16 protein-coding genes are annotated in these 20,667 nt (G+C 45.6%); 9 read left to right on the forward strand and 7 right to left on the reverse strand.

Going from position 1 to position 20,667, the window contains the following annotated elements; all coding sequences use genetic code 11:
• Positions 1 to 941: 941 nt before the first annotated feature.
• From AB4384_RS16885 to hemC, 4 genes are read right to left on the reverse strand one after another with little or no spacing between them, the layout of a single operon-like run.
• Positions 942 to 2,123, reverse strand: coding sequence for a heme biosynthesis protein HemY (locus AB4384_RS16885; RefSeq protein WP_017061005.1), 1,182 nt, complete (start codon positions 2,121 to 2,123; stop codon positions 942 to 944).
• On the reverse strand, positions 2,123 to 3,349 hold the full coding sequence (locus tag AB4384_RS16890) for a uroporphyrinogen-III C-methyltransferase (protein WP_017061006.1): 1,227 nt from the start codon (positions 3,347 to 3,349) through the stop codon (positions 2,123 to 2,125). The genes AB4384_RS16885 and AB4384_RS16890 overlap by 1 nt, the downstream gene beginning before the upstream one ends.
• Positions 3,350 to 3,368: 19 nt before the next feature.
• On the reverse strand, positions 3,369 to 4,097 hold the full coding sequence (locus tag AB4384_RS16895; protein WP_017061007.1) for a uroporphyrinogen-III synthase: 729 nt from the start codon (positions 4,095 to 4,097) through the stop codon (positions 3,369 to 3,371).
• Positions 4,098 to 4,099: 2 nt separating this feature from the next.
• The gene (hemC, locus tag AB4384_RS16900; protein ID WP_017061008.1) at positions 4,100 to 5,038 is read right to left on the reverse strand and encodes a hydroxymethylbilane synthase; all 939 of its coding nucleotides are present in this window, start codon (positions 5,036 to 5,038) and stop codon (positions 4,100 to 4,102) included.
• 344 nt (positions 5,039 to 5,382) lie between these two features.
• On the opposite strand from hemC, the gene AB4384_RS16905 reads away from it, so the two are divergent.
• Positions 5,383 to 7,911 carry a class I adenylate cyclase gene (locus tag AB4384_RS16905; protein WP_017066755.1) on the forward strand — a complete coding sequence of 843 codons (2,529 nt, stop codon included), beginning with the start codon at positions 5,383 to 5,385 and terminating at the stop codon, positions 7,909 to 7,911.
• 71 nt (positions 7,912 to 7,982) lie between these two features.
• Here AB4384_RS16905 and cyaY read toward each other — a convergent pair whose 3' ends face one another.
• Positions 7,983 to 8,297: an iron donor protein CyaY gene (gene cyaY, locus AB4384_RS16910; protein ID WP_017061010.1), complete on the reverse strand. Its 315-nt coding sequence runs from the start codon at positions 8,295 to 8,297 to the stop codon at positions 7,983 to 7,985.
• A gap of 75 nt (positions 8,298 to 8,372) precedes the next feature.
• Between cyaY and lptM the strand changes: the two genes are divergently transcribed.
• The 8 genes from lptM (at position 8,373) to AB4384_RS16950 (ending at position 18,343) form a co-directional block, all read left to right on the forward strand.
• Positions 8,373 to 8,489, forward strand: a complete 117-nt coding sequence (gene lptM / locus AB4384_RS23715; RefSeq protein ID WP_017063757.1) for an LPS translocon maturation chaperone LptM — start codon at positions 8,373 to 8,375, stop codon at positions 8,487 to 8,489.
• A gap of 42 nt (positions 8,490 to 8,531) precedes the next feature.
• Positions 8,532 to 9,785, forward strand: coding sequence for a diaminopimelate decarboxylase (lysA, locus tag AB4384_RS16920; protein ID WP_372129857.1), 1,254 nt, complete (start codon positions 8,532 to 8,534; stop codon positions 9,783 to 9,785).
• Positions 9,786 to 9,796: 11 nt separating this feature from the next.
• Positions 9,797 to 10,627, forward strand: a complete 831-nt coding sequence (gene dapF / locus AB4384_RS16925) for a diaminopimelate epimerase (protein WP_017061013.1) — start codon at positions 9,797 to 9,799, stop codon at positions 10,625 to 10,627.
• 44 nt (positions 10,628 to 10,671) lie between these two features.
• Positions 10,672 to 11,370 (forward strand): DUF484 family protein, encoded by a 699-nt coding sequence (locus AB4384_RS16930; RefSeq protein ID WP_372129858.1) that lies wholly within the window; start codon positions 10,672 to 10,674, stop codon positions 11,368 to 11,370.
• On the forward strand, positions 11,339 to 12,271 hold the full coding sequence (gene xerC, locus AB4384_RS16935) for a tyrosine recombinase XerC (RefSeq protein WP_017061015.1): 933 nt from the start codon (positions 11,339 to 11,341) through the stop codon (positions 12,269 to 12,271). Before AB4384_RS16930 ends, xerC begins: the two co-directional genes overlap by 32 nt.
• 15 nt (positions 12,272 to 12,286) lie before the next feature.
• Positions 12,287 to 13,003: a 5-amino-6-(5-phospho-D-ribitylamino)uracil phosphatase YigB gene (gene yigB, locus AB4384_RS16940; protein WP_102394388.1), complete on the forward strand. Its 717-nt coding sequence runs from the start codon at positions 12,287 to 12,289 to the stop codon at positions 13,001 to 13,003.
• A 168-nt stretch (positions 13,004 to 13,171) separates the two neighbouring features.
• On the forward strand, positions 13,172 to 15,670 hold the full coding sequence (locus AB4384_RS16945; RefSeq protein ID WP_372106808.1) for an EAL domain-containing protein: 2,499 nt from the start codon (positions 13,172 to 13,174) through the stop codon (positions 15,668 to 15,670).
• A gap of 192 nt (positions 15,671 to 15,862) precedes the next feature.
• Positions 15,863 to 18,343 carry an EAL domain-containing protein gene (locus AB4384_RS16950; protein WP_372129859.1) on the forward strand — a complete coding sequence of 827 codons (2,481 nt, stop codon included), beginning with the start codon at positions 15,863 to 15,865 and terminating at the stop codon, positions 18,341 to 18,343.
• Between the two features lie 145 nt (positions 18,344 to 18,488).
• Here the strand turns inward: AB4384_RS16950 and AB4384_RS16955 are convergent, their stop codons facing one another.
• Together AB4384_RS16955 and AB4384_RS16960 are read right to left on the reverse strand one after the other, a co-directional pair.
• Positions 18,489 to 19,085 (reverse strand): tRNA-uridine aminocarboxypropyltransferase, encoded by a 597-nt coding sequence (locus AB4384_RS16955; RefSeq protein ID WP_372129860.1) that lies wholly within the window; start codon positions 19,083 to 19,085, stop codon positions 18,489 to 18,491.
• Between the two features lie 2 nt (positions 19,086 to 19,087).
• A complete protein-coding gene (locus tag AB4384_RS16960; RefSeq protein ID WP_372129861.1) occupies positions 19,088 to 20,632 on the reverse strand; it encodes a COG3650 family protein in 1,545 nt (514 codons plus the stop codon).
• Positions 20,633 to 20,667: the final 35 nt, after the last annotated feature.

The raw sequence follows: 20,667 nt of genomic DNA on the forward strand, positions 1-20,667 counted from the left end.
TTTTACTTTAATTGGTATAACTCTTGGTTTTGACTTCCGTAAAAGGTTGTTTTGGCTAGTAATCGTTGAATCGACGATTGATTAGAAAGTTGTGTTAGCAATAGCAGGGCTTCACGCTTATGGGCTCTAACATGACAAATTATTTTTAATCAATAAGTTAGCAGGGGTTTTCTAAATAACTGTGGCTTCTTAATTACTTCTGTTGAGTGATGATTAAGCCGCGCTTTAAACTTCGGAGTTTTGCTGTGTCTCAGAATTGATTTCGTCTAGAGTCTGAAACTCCGCTGCTATACATTCACTTCTTCAATCTTAAACCAATAAGTTGGTTGCGGAGGTAGGTCGGATTTACGATCTCCAACGCTTTGAGGTACATTACTGAAATGTAATTTTCATCTAATGATTCCAGTTGCTAAGCCCACTGTAATCTAGAGCTAATCTCTATCAAATGACAACTACTGCGAAATGCCTTTTCTTTCTTTCGGTACAAATCCAATCAAGTTATCTGATCGTTATTCCTTTAAGAATTTATATAAAGGTTGTCAGTCAGCTCAAATGGATTCTAAACAGCTTGCTTTATAATTGGCTAAAACTGCATACGGATAGATCTAAAGTATCCCTCAGTGTTTTTTAAGAAACCTTGCGGGGGATTTCATGAAGATTTAACCTCATGACTTAAAATCAGTACTTATAAAGCATTAATAGTATTTGAAAACCCATGATCAAGATGTGTGACTTATGGATTGTTCCGAGCTAGGTGGACCATATTAAAAATGGACGGTGCTTCGGTCAGCAATAAGCTGGGTGTGGAGAAGGGGTTTGGATGGAAGACTTTTACTACCATCTTTAGTGTTTGCTTATTAGTACTGAGGAAGTTATCTAAGGTAAACACTAGATACAAAAAAGCCGATGCTAGGCATCGGCTTAGTTTGAGACACTTTAAATTAAGCTGGTTGAACTAGAGCGAGCGCTTTACGAGAAACCTCGTGAGCTGCTTTCGTTAAGTTTTGCTTCTCTAGTGCGTCAGATAGGTATCCGTAATCTGAAACATTTGAACGAAGTGCTAGGGCTTTTTCGAAGTGGCTTTGTGCTTCCGCCCACTTCTGCTCTCTTAAGTAGAACTGAGCCAGCGCGCTGTGTGCTTCGGCATTACCACTGTCTTTACTAATTGCACGTTCTAGCATGACCACTACTGGGTGGTGATCGGATAAGTTCAGCTCTGGAAGCAACATGTAGAGTTCATTTGACCCACTCTTTGCAATGTTCTCTTTGATCACAGTGAAGGCTTCTGAGTCAGCTTTGCGAGCGATAAGTTGCTTCACAAAGCAGGATACAAGGTGCGAACTTTGTTTCTGTTTTCTTGAAAGCTTGTTCCAATGGCTGATTAAACCTTCGCTACCTTGCTGTTGTGCCACATCATGAAGTAGCCCACATTGTGCTTTCTGTTCTAATTCACGTTGCTCATCAGCTGTTAGAAGTTTGTTCTTAACTAACTTAGGCGTTAACTCTAGCAATGGCTGCCATAACTTCAGTTGCAAGTAAGTGGCTTTTAACAGGCCAAGTACAGCAGTGTTATTAGGGTATGTGCCTTTTAGGGTCGAAAGTGTATCGAATGCAGCTTCGTAGTTTGACTCGCTGATTTGCTGTTTAGCTTTAGTTAGCTCAACCGCTAGTAGAGAGTCGTCCTGTTGGCTAGCAAGCTCGATGTACTTATCTCGCTCACTTGTATTACCTTGTTCGTGTGCCGCTTGAGAAGCGACTAAATAACAAAGTAGAGGCATGTCGTGATGGTTAGCCCAACGAGTTACTTTCTTCTCAGCGCCTTTCCAGTCACCTTCAAGTAGCTTGATAATGCCTTCATTGGTATAACGACGAGAACGTTTCAGCTTACGAACACTGAACCAGTTCCAAGTTGTCGAGCTTGCGTACATAAGCTTTTTAAATAGGTACTCTAAGCCGAATAGAGCCGCTAGAAGAGCAATGACAAAGATAACCAGTGTTGTCACGCTCATCTCAATAGTCTTATTCGCAATTGAGATCAGAACGTAGCCTTGTTGACCAGAGAACTGAGTACCAACAATTAACCCAGCACCTAGAACGAGAAAAAGAAAAATCCAACGAATCATTATTTTTCCTCCGTGGTCATAACGGTGACTTCACGACGTAGGCGCTCACGTATCACATCTGACAACTCATTTTGAGATTCAAGCTTTACAGGGTATTTCACAGAGATGTTCTGTTCACTTAGCTGTTTAATCGCTTTCTCAAATTCAATCACTGAGTTGTTATCTTGGTTTAGATACGCTTTCGACCACTCGCTAGCGGTATTAAGAGCTGCGCTATAGAGTTCACCTTGTTCTTTGTAGACGGCGCGAATCGCGGTTTCTAATTTACCTTTGATGTTTTCACGCAGGTAGAAGTGTTGTTCAGGAGAGAGTAGAGGGATAACTTCGCCATCACGACTACGGAAGGTAATGAAGTTTTCTGAGAAGTCTTTCATCGACGTCATCAGGTTGTTCTGCCAATCATTAATATCTTGCGATACGGCTTTTTTCTCAACAACCGCAGCTTCCGGAAGAATCGCATTGGCAAGCGGCAGTGTATCGACTTGCTGTTGCAAGCTTGTGATACGCAGAACTAAGCCGTCACGGTCGATCAGAGGAATAGTGCGAAGCTTGGTAATGTCATTGGTCATTGATTGACGCAGTGACACTAAGCTCGGGTCATTCAGTGCTGCGATACGTTGATCGGCGCTTTCCATTAACTTGGTTGCGCTAACGGCATCATGCTCGAGGAACAGTTTACGTCCTGCTAGTTTCACAAGGTAATCGGCTTCGGCAAGTAACCAGTCATTCGGGCGGCGACCTTTCACGTCAGCCACTGCTAACTGCAGGCTTTGAATGCTCTTCTGCTGTTGAGATTGCACGACCTGAGTTTTCTCCACCGCGTGTGAGGCTTCTTGGATAGTCTCTTGCTTGATTGTTTGTAGGTCTTTATTTACCGCAGATTGGGTATTTTGAAGTTGTGCTTGAAGAGCGGCTATTTGAGCCGAGTATTCAGCGCTCTTTTGCTGCATTTGAAATGCGATACCGCCACTGAAGATAATTGAAATAGCGATCGCAATAGCGCCTAGTTTGACACCGCGCTTACCTTGCTTTTCTGCTTTCTCTATTTGCTCTTTATGCTCAGCTTGAGGCTGCTCATTTTTAGCGGTATTTGAAGCAGAGGCATCAAGCTTCTGTTCAGGTTGTTTTGTCTCTGTAGAGTCAGCTTTTTCGTTTTCAACAACTACTGGCTGAGTATCTTGTTTCTTTTCAGGTTCAATATGCTCATTATTTTTTTTGCTTGTCATGCTTATTTCCTGTTTCTAGCTAGGGCCGGAGAGCAGCCAGTAATATTTGGTTCGTAGCACTGTGAGTATTGGTCACATTCGAGAAGCCGAGTTGTTGTGCTCGTTCTACAATGCGCTGGCTTGGGACAAATAGATGTCTTGTTGAAAGCCAAGCCAAATACTCATCAGGGGTAATTGAGCAGAGATACTCCAATTGTTCCTGACTAGTGATGACAACTTTGGACGTTTTTTTGTTTATCCATGTTTGATAGGTATTGTGGTCGCTAATAGGAATATATTCTCTACGGTAGGTCTCACAATAAGAGACTTGTGCACCTCGATTGAGTAGAGAATCCCTAATGAGCTCACGCCCACCATTGCCACGTAGTATCAAAATGGACTTATTTTCTACGCCATTAAGTTCAGTAAGTTTAAGAAGATGTTCACTATCACTAACTTGAGGATAGTTTACTTTTTGTTTACAGACTTTGCTTAAAACGTGCGCAGTTTTTTGACCAACGCCAAGATAAAGCGGCGAAGTAGGCCAAATGGATGAGGTTTTTGAAAGGATGCTTTGGGCAGCCGCCACGGCGTGGTGACTGACTGCAATAATGATATCGCTGTTATTAAGCTGGGTGCTTAAATCCGCAGAGTTGGGATTATCCACGATACGAATCAGCGGATGATGGATTGCTTGAACCCCTTCATCCGCTAGTTGTTGGCAAAGCGATTGTCCCTCTGAACCGGGACGAGTCACCAACACTGTCATGATTATTCTTGGTCAACGTAGAGCTTGGTTAAGATTTCTCTCGCGCCATCATCCAGCAATTGATTTGCCAGAGTCACGCCAAGTGCTTCTGCATCTTTGCGAGGGCCAGAGATCTCACCACGAACCATCTTAGAACCGTCCGGTTCACCAACTAATGCACGTAGCCAGATGTTTTCGCCATCTAATAATGAGTAGCTGCCGATAGGAACCTGACAGCCACCTTCTAGGGTAAGGTTCATTGCACGTTCGCACAGTACACGATCAGCCGTGTCTTTATGATTCAGTGGTTCAAGGAGTTTAATCAGACGCTCGTCATCAAGGCGACACTCAATACCAACAGCGCCTTGGCCAACAGCAGGGAGAGACTGCTCTGGTTCGATGAAGCTACGAATACGCTCTTCTAGCTCTAGACGTTTAAGACCTGCAGCAGCCAGTACGATCGCATCGTATTGACCATCATCGAGTTTACCTAGACGAGTACCAACGTTGCCGCGCAGCTCTTTGATGATCAGATCTGGGCGGTATTCTAACAGTTGGCATTGGCGACGCAGACTGCACGTACCCACGACAGCACCTTGTGGGAGTTCGTCGATGTTGTTGTAAGTGTTTGATACGAAAGCGTCACGCGGATCTTCGCGCTCACAAATTGTTACCAGACCTAGACCTTCAGGGAAGTCGACAGGTACATCTTTCATTGAGTGAACCGCTAGGTCAGCACGACCTTCTAGCATGGCTACTTCAAGTTCTTTAACGAACAGTCCTTTACCACCCACTTTAGCAAGCGGAGTGTCTAGGATGATGTCACCTTTGGTCACCATAGTTACTAACTCAACCTCTAAACCAGGGTGAGCAGCTTGCAGTGCATCCCTTACAAAGTATGCCTGCCAAAGGGCAAGAGGGCTTTTTCTGGTCGCGATACGGATTGGTGCTGAATTTGTCATGGTGTTTCCGATATAGGTTCTGTAATAGCCTAATCCTACCATTATGAGGCGAGAATTCTTACTGTTTGATCATTCCATACTTTGATAGCTGAGAGATTTTCATGAGTTCACCAAAATAGTGTGATTAGTATCTCATTTGAAACATGGGCTATTATTAGAAATAGTCAATAAAGAGGACACTACGGCGCCGTGAGTTTAACTTTCTGTCATCAAGGAATTGACCAGTATGACGGGTTCCTTTGCTTTACCATTAAGGGTAAAAGTGTTAAATTGATCACGTTTTGTTGCTCCTTTCGTTCAGTAACTAAACAGAACTGCACTTAACCTCAAACCAAGGACTTACCTTGCAGGCTTACACTCAAACTTTGATTCAACGATTAGACAATCTAAATCAGCAGCGCATTGATCGTGCGTTGGCGTTGATGAATGTGCAAGGCCAGCGAGTATTCAACCTTATTCCCGCACTGCTTCACTTCAATCACCCGATGATGCCTGGTTATTATGACCAACAAGTTCCTTTTGGAATTCGTAGCTTCACGCTTAATGAATTCCAAAAGCAATTTGTCTCTGATACCGAATTAACGCTGGGTGGCAAACTCACCGAGACGGATGAACCAGCAATCCTTGGCTTGTACACCATGGGTAGTACTTCTTCTATTGGTCAAAGCACTTCAAGTGATCTTGATATCTGGGTGTGTGTTTCCCCGGATATGGATGGCGCCTCTCGCGATAGCCTAACCAACAAGTGTCTCTTGATTACCGATTGGGCTGAAACCTTGGGAGTAGAAGCGAACTTCTTCTTGATGGATGAAGAGCGTTTCCGTTCGAACCATTCAGAAGAGATGACCGGCGATAACTGTGGTTCTTCACAGCACTTATTATTGCTTGATGAGTTTTATCGCTCTGCGGTTCGTTTGGCTGGTCAGCGTTTGTTGTGGCAAATCATTCCGCCAGAAATGGAAGAGTGTTACGACGAGTATGTTCAAGGTTTGTGTCAGGATGGCTATCTTGATTGCTCGCAGTGGATCGATTTCGGCAAGCTGAATCGCATTCCCGCTGAAGAGTACTTTGGTTCAAACCTGTGGCAGCTCTATAAGAGTATCGACTCACCGTATAAATCGGTTTTGAAGGCGATCCTGTTAGAAGCCTATTCATGGGAATACCCAAACACCCAACTGCTGAGTATTGATACCAAGCGTCGCTTCTTCGCGGATGAACCGGATCTGTATGGCATGGATAGTTACTATCTGATGCTTGAGAAGGTAACGCGCTACCTAGAGCGTATTAACGACCATACTCGATTGGACTTGGTGAGGCGCTGTTTTTATCTTAAGACCCACGAGAAGTTGTCACGAGATGCGGGCATTGGCTCCGTTGCGTGGCGTCGTGAAGCCTTAACCGAGATGACTAAATCTTGGAATTGGGGACATGAAACCATTGCTGAGCTCGATAACCGCCGTAACTGGAAGGTTGAGCAGGTTAAAGTGGTGCACCATGCACTGCTTGATGCCTTGATGCTGAGCTATCGTAATCTGATTCAATTTGCGCGTCGTAACGACATCACTTCGGCAATCAGTCCACAAGATATCAGCATCTTGGCACGTAAGCTTTACGCTGCGTTTGAGGTATTGCCAGGTAAAGTGACACTGCTGAACCCACAAATCTCTCCGGATCTGCATGAACCCGACTTGAGCTTCATCGAAGTTCGTCAGGGTCAGTCGAATAAAGCAGGTTGGTACTTGTATAAGCAGCCACTGGTTGCACACCGCATTCTTGGTCAGCCTTCTCTAGAGCACCATGAGTACTTGAGTAAGTTGGTAGCATGGTCGTTTTTTAATGGCTTGATTACCGAGTCGACACGTTTGCACTCTGTGGTACGTGACGCTCACATCGATATCGATAAGTTCTATCAAATGGTGAGCGACCTGCGTAATACGTTTTCTTTGCGTAAGCGTCGCCCAAGTATGCAAGCACTGGCGAGCCCGTGTGAGATAAGCCAGCTAGCGATGTTCATCAACTTTGAAAATGACCCGACGTCTGAATTAAGTGGTCGTGCATTAAAAGTGGACCTCAAGAACGCCGATATCTTCAGCTTTGGTGAGGAAGGTAAGAGCTTAGTCGGCAGTGTCGACTTAGTTTATCGTAACTCTTGGCATGAAGTACGTACGCTGCATTTCCAAGGTGATACGGCAATGCTGGATGCGCTTAAGACGGTGCTTGGCAAAATGCACCAAGATGCTTTACCGCCAGAATCGGTTGATGTGTTCTGTTACAGCAAAAACCTGCGTGGTGTGATGCGTAACATGGTGTATCAACTGCTTGCTGAGTGTATCGATTTACGATTGAAACCGATTGAACCCGAGAAGCGCCGCCGCTTTAAGGCTATTCGTTTAGCTAATAAGATGTTTGGTCTGTTCTTCGAACGTCGTGGTGTGTCGGTACAGATGTTGGAAAACTCGGTCGATTTCTACCGTAGCATCTCAACCAATAAGCTCAAAGGCTCACCTTTACTGATGCTCGATAAAGAGCAAGAGTATCAGCTACCAGAAGTGGTGGATGGTTTTGCGAGTGAGGGCTTGATTCAGTTCTTTTTCGAAGATACCGACAAAGGCTTCAATATTTATGTATTGGACGAGTCGAACCAAGTTGAGGTCTACCACCAGTACAGCGGTGAAAAAGATGAGATGATCGCGAGCGTGAATTCTTTCTACACATCGGTAAAAGATGAGTCGAAGATGTCGTCTAAGTTGATTAACTTTAACCTACCTCAGTACTACCAAATCGTTCATCCTGAAGAAGGCAATTCTTACGTTGTGCCTTATCGTAACGATGCAACTTTAGCTTCTCGGAGCTCAAAGATAGTCAACATCTAGTCTTACTAAGCCCGATTGATATTGAAAAAGGAGTGATTGATTCACTCCTTTTTAGTTTTGCTTACAAATGATTAGACCCAATCGATCGCTTCACCTGCGTGCTTCACGCATTCTTCTTTAACCATCTCAAACAGCTCCATGCCCGTCTTTGAACATGTCCACTTGTCGTCAACTAGCTTGAAGTGAAAGCCACCAGATTTAGACGCTAACCAGATTTCTTTCATTGGTTCTTGGCGGTTAATGATGATTTGGCTGCGGTTCTCAAACTCCAGCGTCATCACGTTACCAGTCACTTCGTAATCAATATCTGCCTCTGATTCATCGATAGCTTCTTCGATGTTTTGCATCTGTATATCGACCAGCTGATGAAATTCAGTCTCGTTCATCCTTTCTATCCTATTGCTTTTCCTGAGTGTGGTGCGATTATAGGGGGCATTGAGTTAATAATCACGATATGCAAAATGAAAAAATTAATTGCTGCTCTATTTATGATGTCCGTTATTGGACTTTCTGGTTGTGGTCAAACGGGTCCTTTGTACGATCCTGATGAAGTTCAGCAAACCGAACAATCACAATAAGTGAAAACACGCAGAAATCGTTATTTATAAGGGATAAGAACTTTGGATTACTTCAACTATCAGGAAGATGGCCAGCTTTGGGCTGAGGACGTCGCACTTTCACAACTAGCAGAGCAATATGGTACACCGCTGTATGTATATTCTCGTGCAACATTAGAACGCCACTGGAATGCGTTTGATTCATCGGTTGGTGAGCATCCGCACTTGGTGTGTTATGCCGTTAAAGCTAACTCAAACCTTGGCGTGTTGAATACTTTGGCTCGTTTGGGCTCTGGCTTCGATATCGTTTCTGGCGGTGAGCTAGAGCGTGTGGTTGCTGCCGGTGGCGATCCAGCAAAAGTTGTATTCTCTGGTGTCGGTAAAACAGCCGCTGAAATGAAGCGTGCGCTTGAGTTGAACATTAAGTGTTTCAACGTAGAGTCTGAACCAGAACTAGAGCGACTGAATAAAGTAGCTGGTGAGCTTGGTGTTAAAGCGCCGATTTCACTGCGTATCAACCCAGACGTTGATGCGAACACTCACCCTTATATCTCTACTGGTCTGCGTGATAACAAGTTTGGTATCGCTTTCGACCGTGCTCCTGCTGTCTATGAGTTTGCAAAAACACTCGATAACTTGTCTATCCATGGTATTGATTGCCACATTGGTTCTCAGTTAACGGATATCGAACCTTTCATCGATGCAACCGATCGCCTGCTTGCGCTGATCGACCAGCTACGTGCTAACGGTATCAACATCAAACACCTTGATGTCGGTGGCGGTTTGGGTGTGGTTTATCGTGATGAATTACCACCACAGCCTTCTGACTACGCGAAAGCCTTATTGGCTCGCCTAGACAATCATTCTGATCTAGAGCTGATTTTCGAGCCTGGAAGAGCGATTGCTGCTAACGCTGGTGTATTATTAACGAAAGTCGAGTTCCTCAAGCCAACAGAGCACAAGAACTTTGCCATCATCGATGCAGCAATGAACGATCTAATGCGCCCAGCACTTTATCAAGCTTGGCAGGATATTGTTCCTGTTAGCCCTCGTCAGGGTGAAGCTGTGACTTACGATTTGGTTGGCCCAATCTGTGAGACAGGCGATTTCCTAGGTAAAGATCGTGACCTTGTTCTTGAAGAAGGTGATCTGCTAGCAGTTCGTTCAGCGGGTGCTTATGGCTTCGCGATGTCATCTAACTACAACACTCGTTCGCGTGCGGCTGAAGTGCTGGTGGATGGCGATAAAACTCACTTGGTTCGTCAGCGTGAAGAGCTTACGAGTCTGTGGGAACTTGAAAACATTCTTCCGGAGTAATTTTAAGCGTTATGCACTTCCACTTTTCTAAAATGCATGGTTTGGGCAATGATTTCATGGTCGTGGACTGCATTACTCAAAATATTTTCTTTTCTCCAGATTTGATCCGTCGTTTGGCGGATCGTCACACTGGTGTGGGCTTTGATCAGCTACTTGTGGTTGAGGCTCCCTATGATCCAGAAACTGATTTCCATTACCGCATATTCAATGCGGATGGCAGTGAAGTGGAGCAGTGTGGCAATGGTGCACGTTGTTTTGCACGATTCGTTCGCATGAAAGGCTTAACGAATAAGTACAGCATCAACGTGAGTACCAAGAAAGGTAAAATGGTTCTCAAGATTGAAGAGAATGACCTGATCACGGTGAACATGGGCATTCCTGAGTTCGAACCCGGCAAGATTCCATTCAAGGCCAAGCAGCCAGAGAAGACGTATATCCTAAGAACGGATGTACACACCTTATTCTGTGGTGCGGTAAGCATGGGTAACCCACATGTGGTTACCGTGGTTGATGACGTCGACACGGCTGATGTGGACACCTTAGGCCCACTACTTGAATCACATGAACGTTTCCCTGAGCGTGTTAATGCTGGCTTTATGCAGGTCGTTAACCGTGAAGAAGTTCGTCTACGTGTTTACGAGCGCGGTGCGGGTGAAACTCAGGCATGTGGCAGCGGAGCGTGTGGCGCAGTTGCAGTGGGTATCACTCAAGGCTTACTGGCTGAGAATGTGAAGGTTCGTCTACCAGGCGGTGACTTACACATTAGCTGGCAAGGCCCGGGTAAACCTCTGTTTATGACCGGCCCTGCAACGCATGTGTTTGATGGTCAACTTTCTTGCTAATAACGACCCAAAACAAATAGATTCATAAAAATAAAGGATAGGTTTTGTCTTACGTTGAAGCCGACGCACTCACCGCAGAAGTGGTCGCGGAATATTTACGTGATAACCCAGATTTTTTCCAAGACCGAAAAGATTTGGTTGATCGCCTTGCTATCAATAACGTTGAGCAGGGCGCTGTTTCTCTGGTTGAGGTTCAGCTTAAACGCCAGCGTCATCGAATCGAAGAGCTTGAAGAAGAGATCACTGGCTTGATGTCGTTGGCAGCAAATAACGATAAAACCTTCTATGAGTTTATGGATCTGCAAGCGCAAGTGCTGAAATGCAGTGACTTTATGCAGGTGATAAAAGCCGTTGAACAAAAAGCGTTAGATCTTGGGCTTAAGGCTCATGTTCGAATTCTTTCGCAATCTGGCTTTTATCAGTTGAGTGCTGAGGGTTACTCTAAGTTTTCGCTTAACCATTTCAATGGCAAAGATGCTTATCTTGGGCGCTTGAGAAAAGCCGACAGACACGATTTGTTTGGTGATTATCCAGTTCCAGAGCTAGGCTCTTATGTAGTACTACCGATTGCTAAGCAGTCTCCATTGGGTTTGCTCGCCTTTTCTAGTGAAGATGGCGGACATTTCCAACCCCATATGGATACGCTCTTTTTACGCCATTTAGCACTTGTTGTCGCTCATTTGGCGGACACCTTACCTTGGCAGATAAATAATGAGCCTAGAGCCCAAAATACCTCTTCCTAACAGCCTTCAAAAGCCACTTTCTCGCTTCTATGAATATCTCAGAAGCGAGAAGGGGCTCAGCCTACACACCCAACGTAATTACAAACAACAACTTGAAACCATGGCCGGTCATTTAGTCACGCTCGGACTTAAAGACTGGGGGCAAGTCGATGCGGCGTGGGTCAGACAACTAGCCAGCAAAGGCATGCGTGAGGGAATGAAAGCGAGCAGCATCGCGACTCGCTTATCGTCATTGCGCAGCTTCTTTGATTTCCTTGTGTTGCGTGGCGAAATGACCGCCAATCCAGCTAAAGGTGTCTCTGCACCTCGCAAACAACGCCCTTTGCCTAAAAACCTCGATGTTGATGAAGTGGGTCAACTGCTTGATGTGAATGAGGACGATCCATTGTCGATTCGTGATCGAGCGATGATGGAGGTGATGTATGGTGCTGGATTACGACTGGCAGAACTGGTCGGCATCAATCTTAAAGATGTGTTAGGTCGACAAGGCGAAATTCGAGTGATTGGTAAAGGCGACAAAGAACGCAAAGCGCCTTTTTCTGGTTTAGCTAAAGAGTGGGTCGATAAATGGCTCAAAGTTCGTGGTGAATTGGCTTCACCGGGTGAAACTGCGCTGTTTGTCTCTAAGCTTGGGACTCGTATCTCTCACCGCAGTGTGCAAAAGCGCATGGAAGAGTGGGGCAAGAAGCAATCTGTCGCGAGTCATATTAGCCCGCATAAACTGCGTCACTCCTTTGCAACGCATGTGCTTGAATCGAGCCAGAATCTTCGTGCTGTTCAAGAGTTGCTTGGCCATGAAAACATCTCGACGACTCAAGTGTATACCCACTTAGATTTCCAACACTTAGCACAGGCTTATGATCAGGCTCACCCGAGAGCTCGTAAGAAGAATAAAGATTAGATTTAAGGGTTTACTATGCGAATTTATCGAGGGTTAAAGCCCATTAAAGCCATGACCTTTGACTTGGATGACACCCTGTATGACAACTGGCCTGTGATCATGAAGGTTGAGAAAGAGATGGCACAGTGGCTTTATCAAAAGCACCCAGTGTCGGCTTCTTTATCGCTTGAAGAGTGGCAGGGCATTAAGCAGCAAGTCGCATCTGAAAACCCAGCTTTGAAACATGATGTCACCGTGTGGCGTGAAACTCAGATTAAGAGTGGTTTGCTGCAATTGGGTTACTCCCTGCCGCAAGCAAAGCAAGCGGCTCGAGAAGGCATTGAGCATGCCTTGTGGTTGCGTAATCAAGTCGATGTCCCTCAAGAAACGCATCGAGTGATGTCTGAACTTAGCCAACGTATTCCTCTGGTTGCGATTACCAATGGCAATGTCGACCCTCACAAAATTGCCTTAGGGCAGTACTTTCAATTAATCCTTAAAGCCGGCCCTGATGGCAGAGCAAAACCCTATCCAGATATGTTTGAAAAAGCTCAGCAACACCTAGATTGCGACGCTGAGAATATTCTTCATGTTGGTGATCACCTTAAAACGGATGTCTATGGAGCCAAGCAAAATGGCTTCCAGGCGTGCTGGTTTAATGACACTGGTTCCAATTTATACCGCTCCCCTAAGGCGAGTGTGCTCCCTGATGTTGAAATAGACCAACTTAGCGATCTTATGCGACTAATTTAATGGCTTGGTAAGCTTATTGTGTCGCATTTATGCTATTGAATTGTTACATTAGTCGCCTATAAAAGCCTGATTAGGCTAGGATAATTGGCGACTACTTTTTATCGATTCATTTCAGTCATAGCAGTGGTTGCGGGTTGTTACTTCACTCGATTTTGAACAAGGGTTGGCATGCAAACATTTACATTTCTCGCAAATACTGAGGCGTTATTTAGAGCTCAATTTGATCAGCGAGAATGGTGTGACAGCAAACAGTACCTTATTCAAATTTTCTCAGCTCAATCTTCAGATCTAGCTCGTCAAATCGCGGGTGTTGCCCTCAATCGTTTAAATAATGCGACGCTAATTGGCCAGAGTGCTCGTCATGTTATCTGTGATAATTGCCTTGAAAGTGCATGCACCTTAGTCATCATCAGTGAGTTCAACGAAACCCATCTAACCTCTGCGGTCCAGCCTTTTTCCGGCAATCCAAATCAAGACAGCCAAGACTTAGCTTTTCAGCTGCGCCTTACAGAAGAAACCAAAACGGTCATCAGCTTGTGCGATCAGGTTGAAGGGCGTGATTATCCTATTTATAGCGCTTTTGAAAATTTGCCTTACGCCTTGCCGATAGCTGGTGGACTGTGCCATGAGAATGAATTTGGCCGTTGGGTTATGTATAACGAGCAAACCTACCAGCACGCCTGTGTTGCTGTGGCTCTGACTAACCCAAGATTGAAGGTTTGGTCGGACGCGTACTCTGAGTGGAACCCGATTGGGATGAAGCTACGAGTCACACACGCAATCGGAAATCGCTTATACGCATTGAACGACAAGCCGGCTATTGAAGTATTCAAACATTACCTTGCGGATGGCAAAGACCTTCCTTTTAGTCAACTGATGAGCTTTCCACTTTATCGAGAACTTGGCAGAAAGAAGGGTATCTCGACGCCGCTACGTATTAATGATGATGGCAGTATTGAGTTTGATAGCCCTTGGCATGTCGGTGAAGAGGCGCAGTTTTGTTATAACCACCCATCGCTCACTGCAGAAAAGGTGCACCACGGTGCCGAGATGCTAGCCATGCATCAGCCTGAATCGGTGATCATTTATAACTGCGTATCTCGACTTGAATTTATCGACAGTAAACTTGATCTCAAGCCATTTGAAGGGATAGTGAATACATGTGGTGCCTACTGCATGGGGGAGCTATACCGTAATGAAGACCGCCAAGAGATACTGCACCACAGCTTGACTTATATCGCTATGCGCGAGTCTGACGAGATTAAAGAGTTTCATTGCGAAGACTTTCAGTGTGGCTCAACCGTGTCGCCATTGCTTAACCTAGTCAGAAATGCAGTCGCTGATCTCGACAGTATGAATACTCAGATGGAAAAGAAACTCCATCAACAAGCGCGTCGCTTAACCGAAAGCTATCGCATTGACTCGCGTACTGGTTTGCCGAACCGTATCGTACTGAAAGAGCGCCTCAATACGATTCTGTTCAGTGAACATCTGCTGACCTTAAAGCTAACCAACTTCCATCAGGTTAACGAGAAGTATGGTTATCAAGTGGGGGATCAGCTGCTACTCGATCTGTCTAATCACTTTATCGAGCGATTACAGCTTCGTGTGGTTAAAGAGCCTCGCGTGAAGGTAGAGCTATTCAGTATTGGTGTTGGAGAGTGGGCGATTATCTTCAATGCTAGTGTTGGTAGTACGAAAATAAAAGAAGGTTTCGTTGAGTTCGCCGATGACATCGAACACATAAATTTTGAGCCATATGGTTTGGCTGATATTGATTACCTGTCAGTTTCTCTGTGTGGCGGCTTTGCTAGTCGTTGTGACTTCTTAACCGACAGTGGTGACCAGATCTTATTGAAAGCGATCGAAGCTCGACGCTATGGAGTACGTAACAATACCCACATCACCAATGCCAAAGATATTCAGGTGAGCGAAGAGGACCGCAAAGAGCAACTCGGTTGGTTGAGTTGTGTAAGTCGTGCGATTCTAGATCAGAACATCATCACCTATTCCCAGCCGATTGTGGAGTCGGTTACGCACGAAATGATTGGCCAAGAGTGTTTGGTCAGAATCATGGAGTCAGACGGTACCATTGTGCCACCAGGTAAGTTCTTACCTATCATTGCCGACACGCACCTTTACACTCGCCTCAGCCGACACATGATTAAGAACACCATAGGTTATATGGCGGATAAGCAAAGCCCATTTTCTATCAACCTATCCCCGCAAGATTTGTTGAGCGACAAGACGCTTGAGGTGCTCGAGACCGCCATCAGTGCTATGAACGATCCCACTCGACTTGGCCTAGAGGTTCTCGAGTCTGAGCAGATTAAAGATTATGGTCGCATGATTGAGGTGTGTGATCACTTCCGTGCTCTCGGGGCGAGAATCATTGTTGATGACTTTGGCTCTGGTTACTCCAACATCGAGGAAATCATTAAGCTTGAGCCACAGATCATTAAGCTCGACGGTAGCTTGATTCGTAATATCGACAAAGATCAAAAACAAAGAAACATAGCCTCTCAGTTGATTCGTTTGTGCCAAGTGTTCAATGCCAAAACGGTCGCTGAATTTGTCCATAACCAACAGGTTTGTGAGATAGCAGAGCAAATGGGTGTCGATTATCTGCAGGGTTACTACTTCGGTGAGCCTAAGCGACTGTTTTAGCAGTTAAAGCTTCCCGCATTGTGTAACGACTGGCTATAAAAGTACTGCGCCGCCATTAATGACTGCTTTTTGGCGGAATGAATGATGTCTAACTAAGGTCACATTATTCATAACGCGATCGCAAGTATTCCGTGCAAGCCTTATCTATAATAAGCACAATAATAAATCATTAACGTAACGATTAATGTGAATATGCAGTCGACTTCTCTCCTGATACAAGACATTGAGCAAACCCAACGTGAATTGGAAAAGATAGATTTTCATCAACATGAAAGCCTACTGATTCAGGTGTTTTCGTCTTTCGAGAAAGGTTCTGTTTTGGCTGCCTGCCAAGTGATTCAATCGACTTTTCCCAATGCCAAATTGATTGGTTGCAGTGCTAACCACTACATTAGTCAAGGTGTCATCCTGCACCAAGGTCTTTATCTGATTGTTACCCGCTTTGACGCGACGTCTTACTCTTGTGGTGTTGTCGAATATAGCGAACAACCATTGCTCGATAGCCACGCTATGTGGCAACAGCTTGAGTGCAATGATAATACTCAAAGCATCATCTGTTTCGCAGACCGCTTGCAGATAAATAACCGAGATCTATTTTCAGCGTTTGAGCAGTCGATGTATTCATTACCGATCTGTGGCGGTGCATCGACCATCACAGATAATGGGCGATGGGTGATGTTAGACGGCATTTGCTATGAAAATGCCTATGTGATGTTGGCGCTGCACAGTGTTGAGCTCTCCATCGCTAAGGGTTACTACACTGAATGGAATCCGATTGGTCGAACTTTTCGAGTGACAGGTGCTCAAGAGAACCGGTTGTTGGAACTGGATGGGATGCCTGTTCGCGAACTCTACAATCGTTACCTCGCTGATGGCCTCGAAGTGCCTTTTGAGCAACTGCATAACTTTCCCTTGATGGTCGGTGACCCGAAAGAGCAAAACATTCACTTACCGCTCAAGGTAACGGAAAGTGGAGAGATAGAATTCAGCGGCCTGTTCCAAGTGGGCGATGAGGTCCGGTTTTGTTATGACCATCCATCACTGACCTTAGAGCAGATACGACTGGGCGTGCAGCAGATCGCCTCTCATAGGCCAGAACAGTTCTTCATTTATAACTGTACATCTCGCATCGACTTTATTGATGGCAACCAAGAGGTTGAGGTTTTCCAAAAATTGGCCGACAGCTATGGCGTTTACTGCATGGGAGAACTTTATCAAGAGAATGGCCAACAGCGAATCTTGCACCATAGCCTCACTTATCTTGCGCTTAGAGAAGGCGAGGGTAAGGCGGTATTGCCATTAGAGACGCAACCCGCGACCAACATATCCCCTCTGTTTTCATTGATCCGAAATGCACTGCTTGATGTCGATGACATGAACAACAGCATGGCGAGTAAGATTCAGCAGCAAGCCACTGCATTGACGGCAAGCTATCGAATTGATCACCGTACAGGTTTACCCAATCGAAGTGTGCTGCGTGAGAAACTGTCGAAGATGAGCAGTGATAGCCACTTACTAGCTTTGAAGGTCACGACCTTTGGTCAGATCAATGAGAAGTATGGTTATCGAGTAGGTGACAAGCTTCTGCATGATTTGAGTGAGTACTTTCAAAAGGCGCTGTGGCAGTTCTTTGATGAGGGCTGTCAGCTCTACAGTATCGGTATTGGTGAGTGGGCGGTGGTGTTTGATAGTTGGGCGAGCCAAGAACATATTCATCAGCGATTCTCGGAATTTGCCGATCAAACCGAGCATGTGAATTTTGAGCCTACCGGTTTACCCGATATTGATTACTTGTCGGTGTCTATCTGTGCGGGTATCGCCAGCCGTCGAGATTTCCCGACTACCTCTATTGATGACTTATTGTTGAAGGCGATTGATGCGAGGCGCAGCGCTGTTAGCCAGAACAAGCACCTAGTGAGCGCCAAGGCACTCATTCAATTGGAGCAGCATCGCCAAGAGCAACTTGGTTGGCTGTCGTGCGTGAGTCGCGCGGTGCTTAATCAGAATATTGTGGCGTGCTCTCAGCCCATAGTTTCAGCACACAGTCATCAGGTAGAGAGCTACGAGTGTTTGGTTCGAATTGAAGAGGACGGTCAGTTAATTGCACCGGGTAAGTTCTTGCCAATCATTGAAGGAACCCATCTCTATACACGCCTCAGTCGTCAGATGATAACGCGCACCTTCGATTTTATGAGTCAGCGAACCGATTCGTTCTCAATTAATTTAGCGCCACAAGATTTCAGCAATGAGAAAACCATTCTTCACCTTGAACAAGCGATCAAGAAAATCAGTCACCCACAGCGTATTGGCTTGGAGGTGTTAGAAACGGAACAAATTCAGGATTACGGTCGCTTGATTGAGGTGTGTAATCACTTCCGCGATCTTGGTGTGAATATTATTGTTGATGACTTTGGTTCGGGCTATTCGAACATTGATGAGATATTGAAGCTAGAACCACAGGTGATCAAGCTTGATGGCAGTTTGATTCGCAATATTGATAAAGATAAAAAGCAGCGCAAGATCGCTCAGCAGTTGGTGAGCTTATGCCAGATTCTGAATGCTAAGACGGTGGCGGAGTTCGTTCATAATGAGCAGGTGTGCCGTATTGCTGAAGACATGGGGGTCGATTACTTGCAAGGGTATTACTTTGGTCAACCTCAGCGTTTGTTTTGATGGAGCGAGCGTTTCACGTGAAACACTGGTTGGCTCAATAACGAAAATACGATGTAAAAAGGGTGAGCTTATGGTTCACCCTTTTTGTTTTTAGTGTCTGTCTCGTCCCGAAATGTGTTTTTACCTTCCCGCGCGCCTGCTTGGTCTATTTGAGGGCGTGGCCACACTTGTCGGCGTGGAACACTTTTAGATAATGCTGGTAGTAGTCATCAATGAGCTTGGCAGATTCACTTTCACCTAAAGATTTGAGTAACTCAATACCCACTTCACAAGTACACAAGTGGCCACTGTCTTGGTTGCGGCGCAAGGTGTATGAAGATTCGCTGGTAATATCGAGGTGAACTCGCGGAACGGCTTGTAACCACGAGCTCTTGTTAAGCATCTTCTTCGCTTCTTGCCATGTGCCATCCAAGATGATGAATAGCGGCTTACGGCTCTGGGCTTGGGTCATTACAGCTTGCTGGCACTCGACACTTTGATCACTTGGGAATAAAAGAAACGGTTGTCGTGTTTCATCGTCAAGCAGTGCGATGAGCTCCGCTGGTGGTGTTTTCCTTTGCCATACAATGGACTGACACTGATCAAGGGATTGCTGAAGCAGCTTCCCTGTATTGGTATCGCGTGACAGTTCATTCTCATGAGTGAGCAGTACAAGATCGATTTGGCTTGCGACACTAGGTATCAGGTGACAAATACATTGGTGAGTGAAGCTACAACCATGGCAAGCTTGTTGGTTATTCATGTTTACAACTTAACTCCACTTTGTGCGGGTGAGATACCATCAGCAAACAAAACCACGTCGCTGATATCAGCATCATCTGCAACTGGAGCGACACTTGGGTTTAGCGGGTAGCTGACACCAGAGTATGAAAGTGTGTGTTTCGCCGGTGTTGCACCGCCGCCACTGACATTGAAGATCAGATCCTGCCAGCCGTGGTTTTGCGATTTACCTAAGCGTATGTCGCCCTTAACCAGTGTCACTCGGCTATTGAAGCGCCAGTTATCTTGATGGTTTTCGAAAATTAGCAGTGTACAGCCACCAGAACCACACCAATCGAGTTGGGCGAACAGCTCTTCTTTACCGTCGCCGTTGAGGTCGTAGGTTAACCAGCGGTATTTAGTGTCGTCAGGTGAGCTGTTGTTGATCTTAAAGTATTCGCGGATCGCTTGGTCGACTTTTGGATCAAGTTGATCGCTGGAGTTCACCTGCTTTGCGGTTAGATCAACGTTAGTGGTGGTGTTTACTTGTGCTTGCGCACTCTTAGCTTCGAATAGCACCAGACCGCCATTGGCAATCGGATACACCACGTTGCCCACTTTCTCTTTTTCAGCGATTAGCTTGCCATTATCGAGTGTGAAGATGCGCTCGGAGATCAAATATTGTTGCTGGTGGCGAGTCATAACCACTTGTATCTGATTTTGGTTCAGTTGCTGCCAGAAGCCTTGTTCAACAATAGAAGGGTCTCCATTGCTGTATGAATAAGTCGTGATAGCACTGTGGTCATTGTTGAGTTCAAGGTTGATAGAGAACCCTGAGTTTTGCGTTGAGCTAGCGAAGTAGAGTCCGCTCCAGTCCAGCGTTGGATCTTGGTTAGAGACCGTCGCACAGCCATTGTAGTTACTGTCATTGAGGTTAAGCTTGGCATGCCATCCATAGATAGAATCGCTCATGCCGTCGCTACAGCTCTCTTTCGTAAGGTTGAGTTTGCCTTGTGCAGCTTTACCTTCTAATTGGTAGTCACGGCTGCTTGGTGTGGTGCGGCTTGATTCAATATCGAGGGTCTGTGGCTGTTCGCCCATCTTGGTGTATTTCAGCTGGTCTTTATCGAAGGTTGCTGACCAGAAGGGTTCATTACCAAATACTCGTGTTGAGCGCAGCGGTTGGACGCAGCGATCTGGGTTCTCTGCGGTTAGGATGTTCACTTGGTCAACCACGAAACGCGCTGTGAAATCTGCGTTATAACCCGTTTGGCTCGGCACGGTTAGGTGACCAATCAGCTCGCCATATAAGGCTTGGTAAGGTCTCGTTGAGAGCCCTTGTGCTTCTAACGCTAACTCTGGAGATAAGTCTAACCAGTATTGTTGTTGGCTACCGCAAGGAGTGAAGGTTCGACTTTCGTGACCAACCACCACCTGACCACGCATGATGAAGGTTTGCGGTTGAATGCTCTGTGGCTCATCCAAGGTTGCTGGGGGCTGTTCAGGTTGTTGCGGCGTATCAGGTGCCGTAACACAGCCTTGTAGAGCGAACGCGACTAGCCATGTCACTGGGTTTTTCATTACCTTCATGTTATATCTTCCTCGGAGCAACCGTTAATTGGATT

The sequence above is a fragment of the Vibrio sp. 10N.261.51.A4 genome, from assembly GCF_041471945.1.
Lineage (GTDB): Bacteria > Pseudomonadota > Gammaproteobacteria > Enterobacterales > Vibrionaceae > Vibrio > Vibrio crassostreae_C.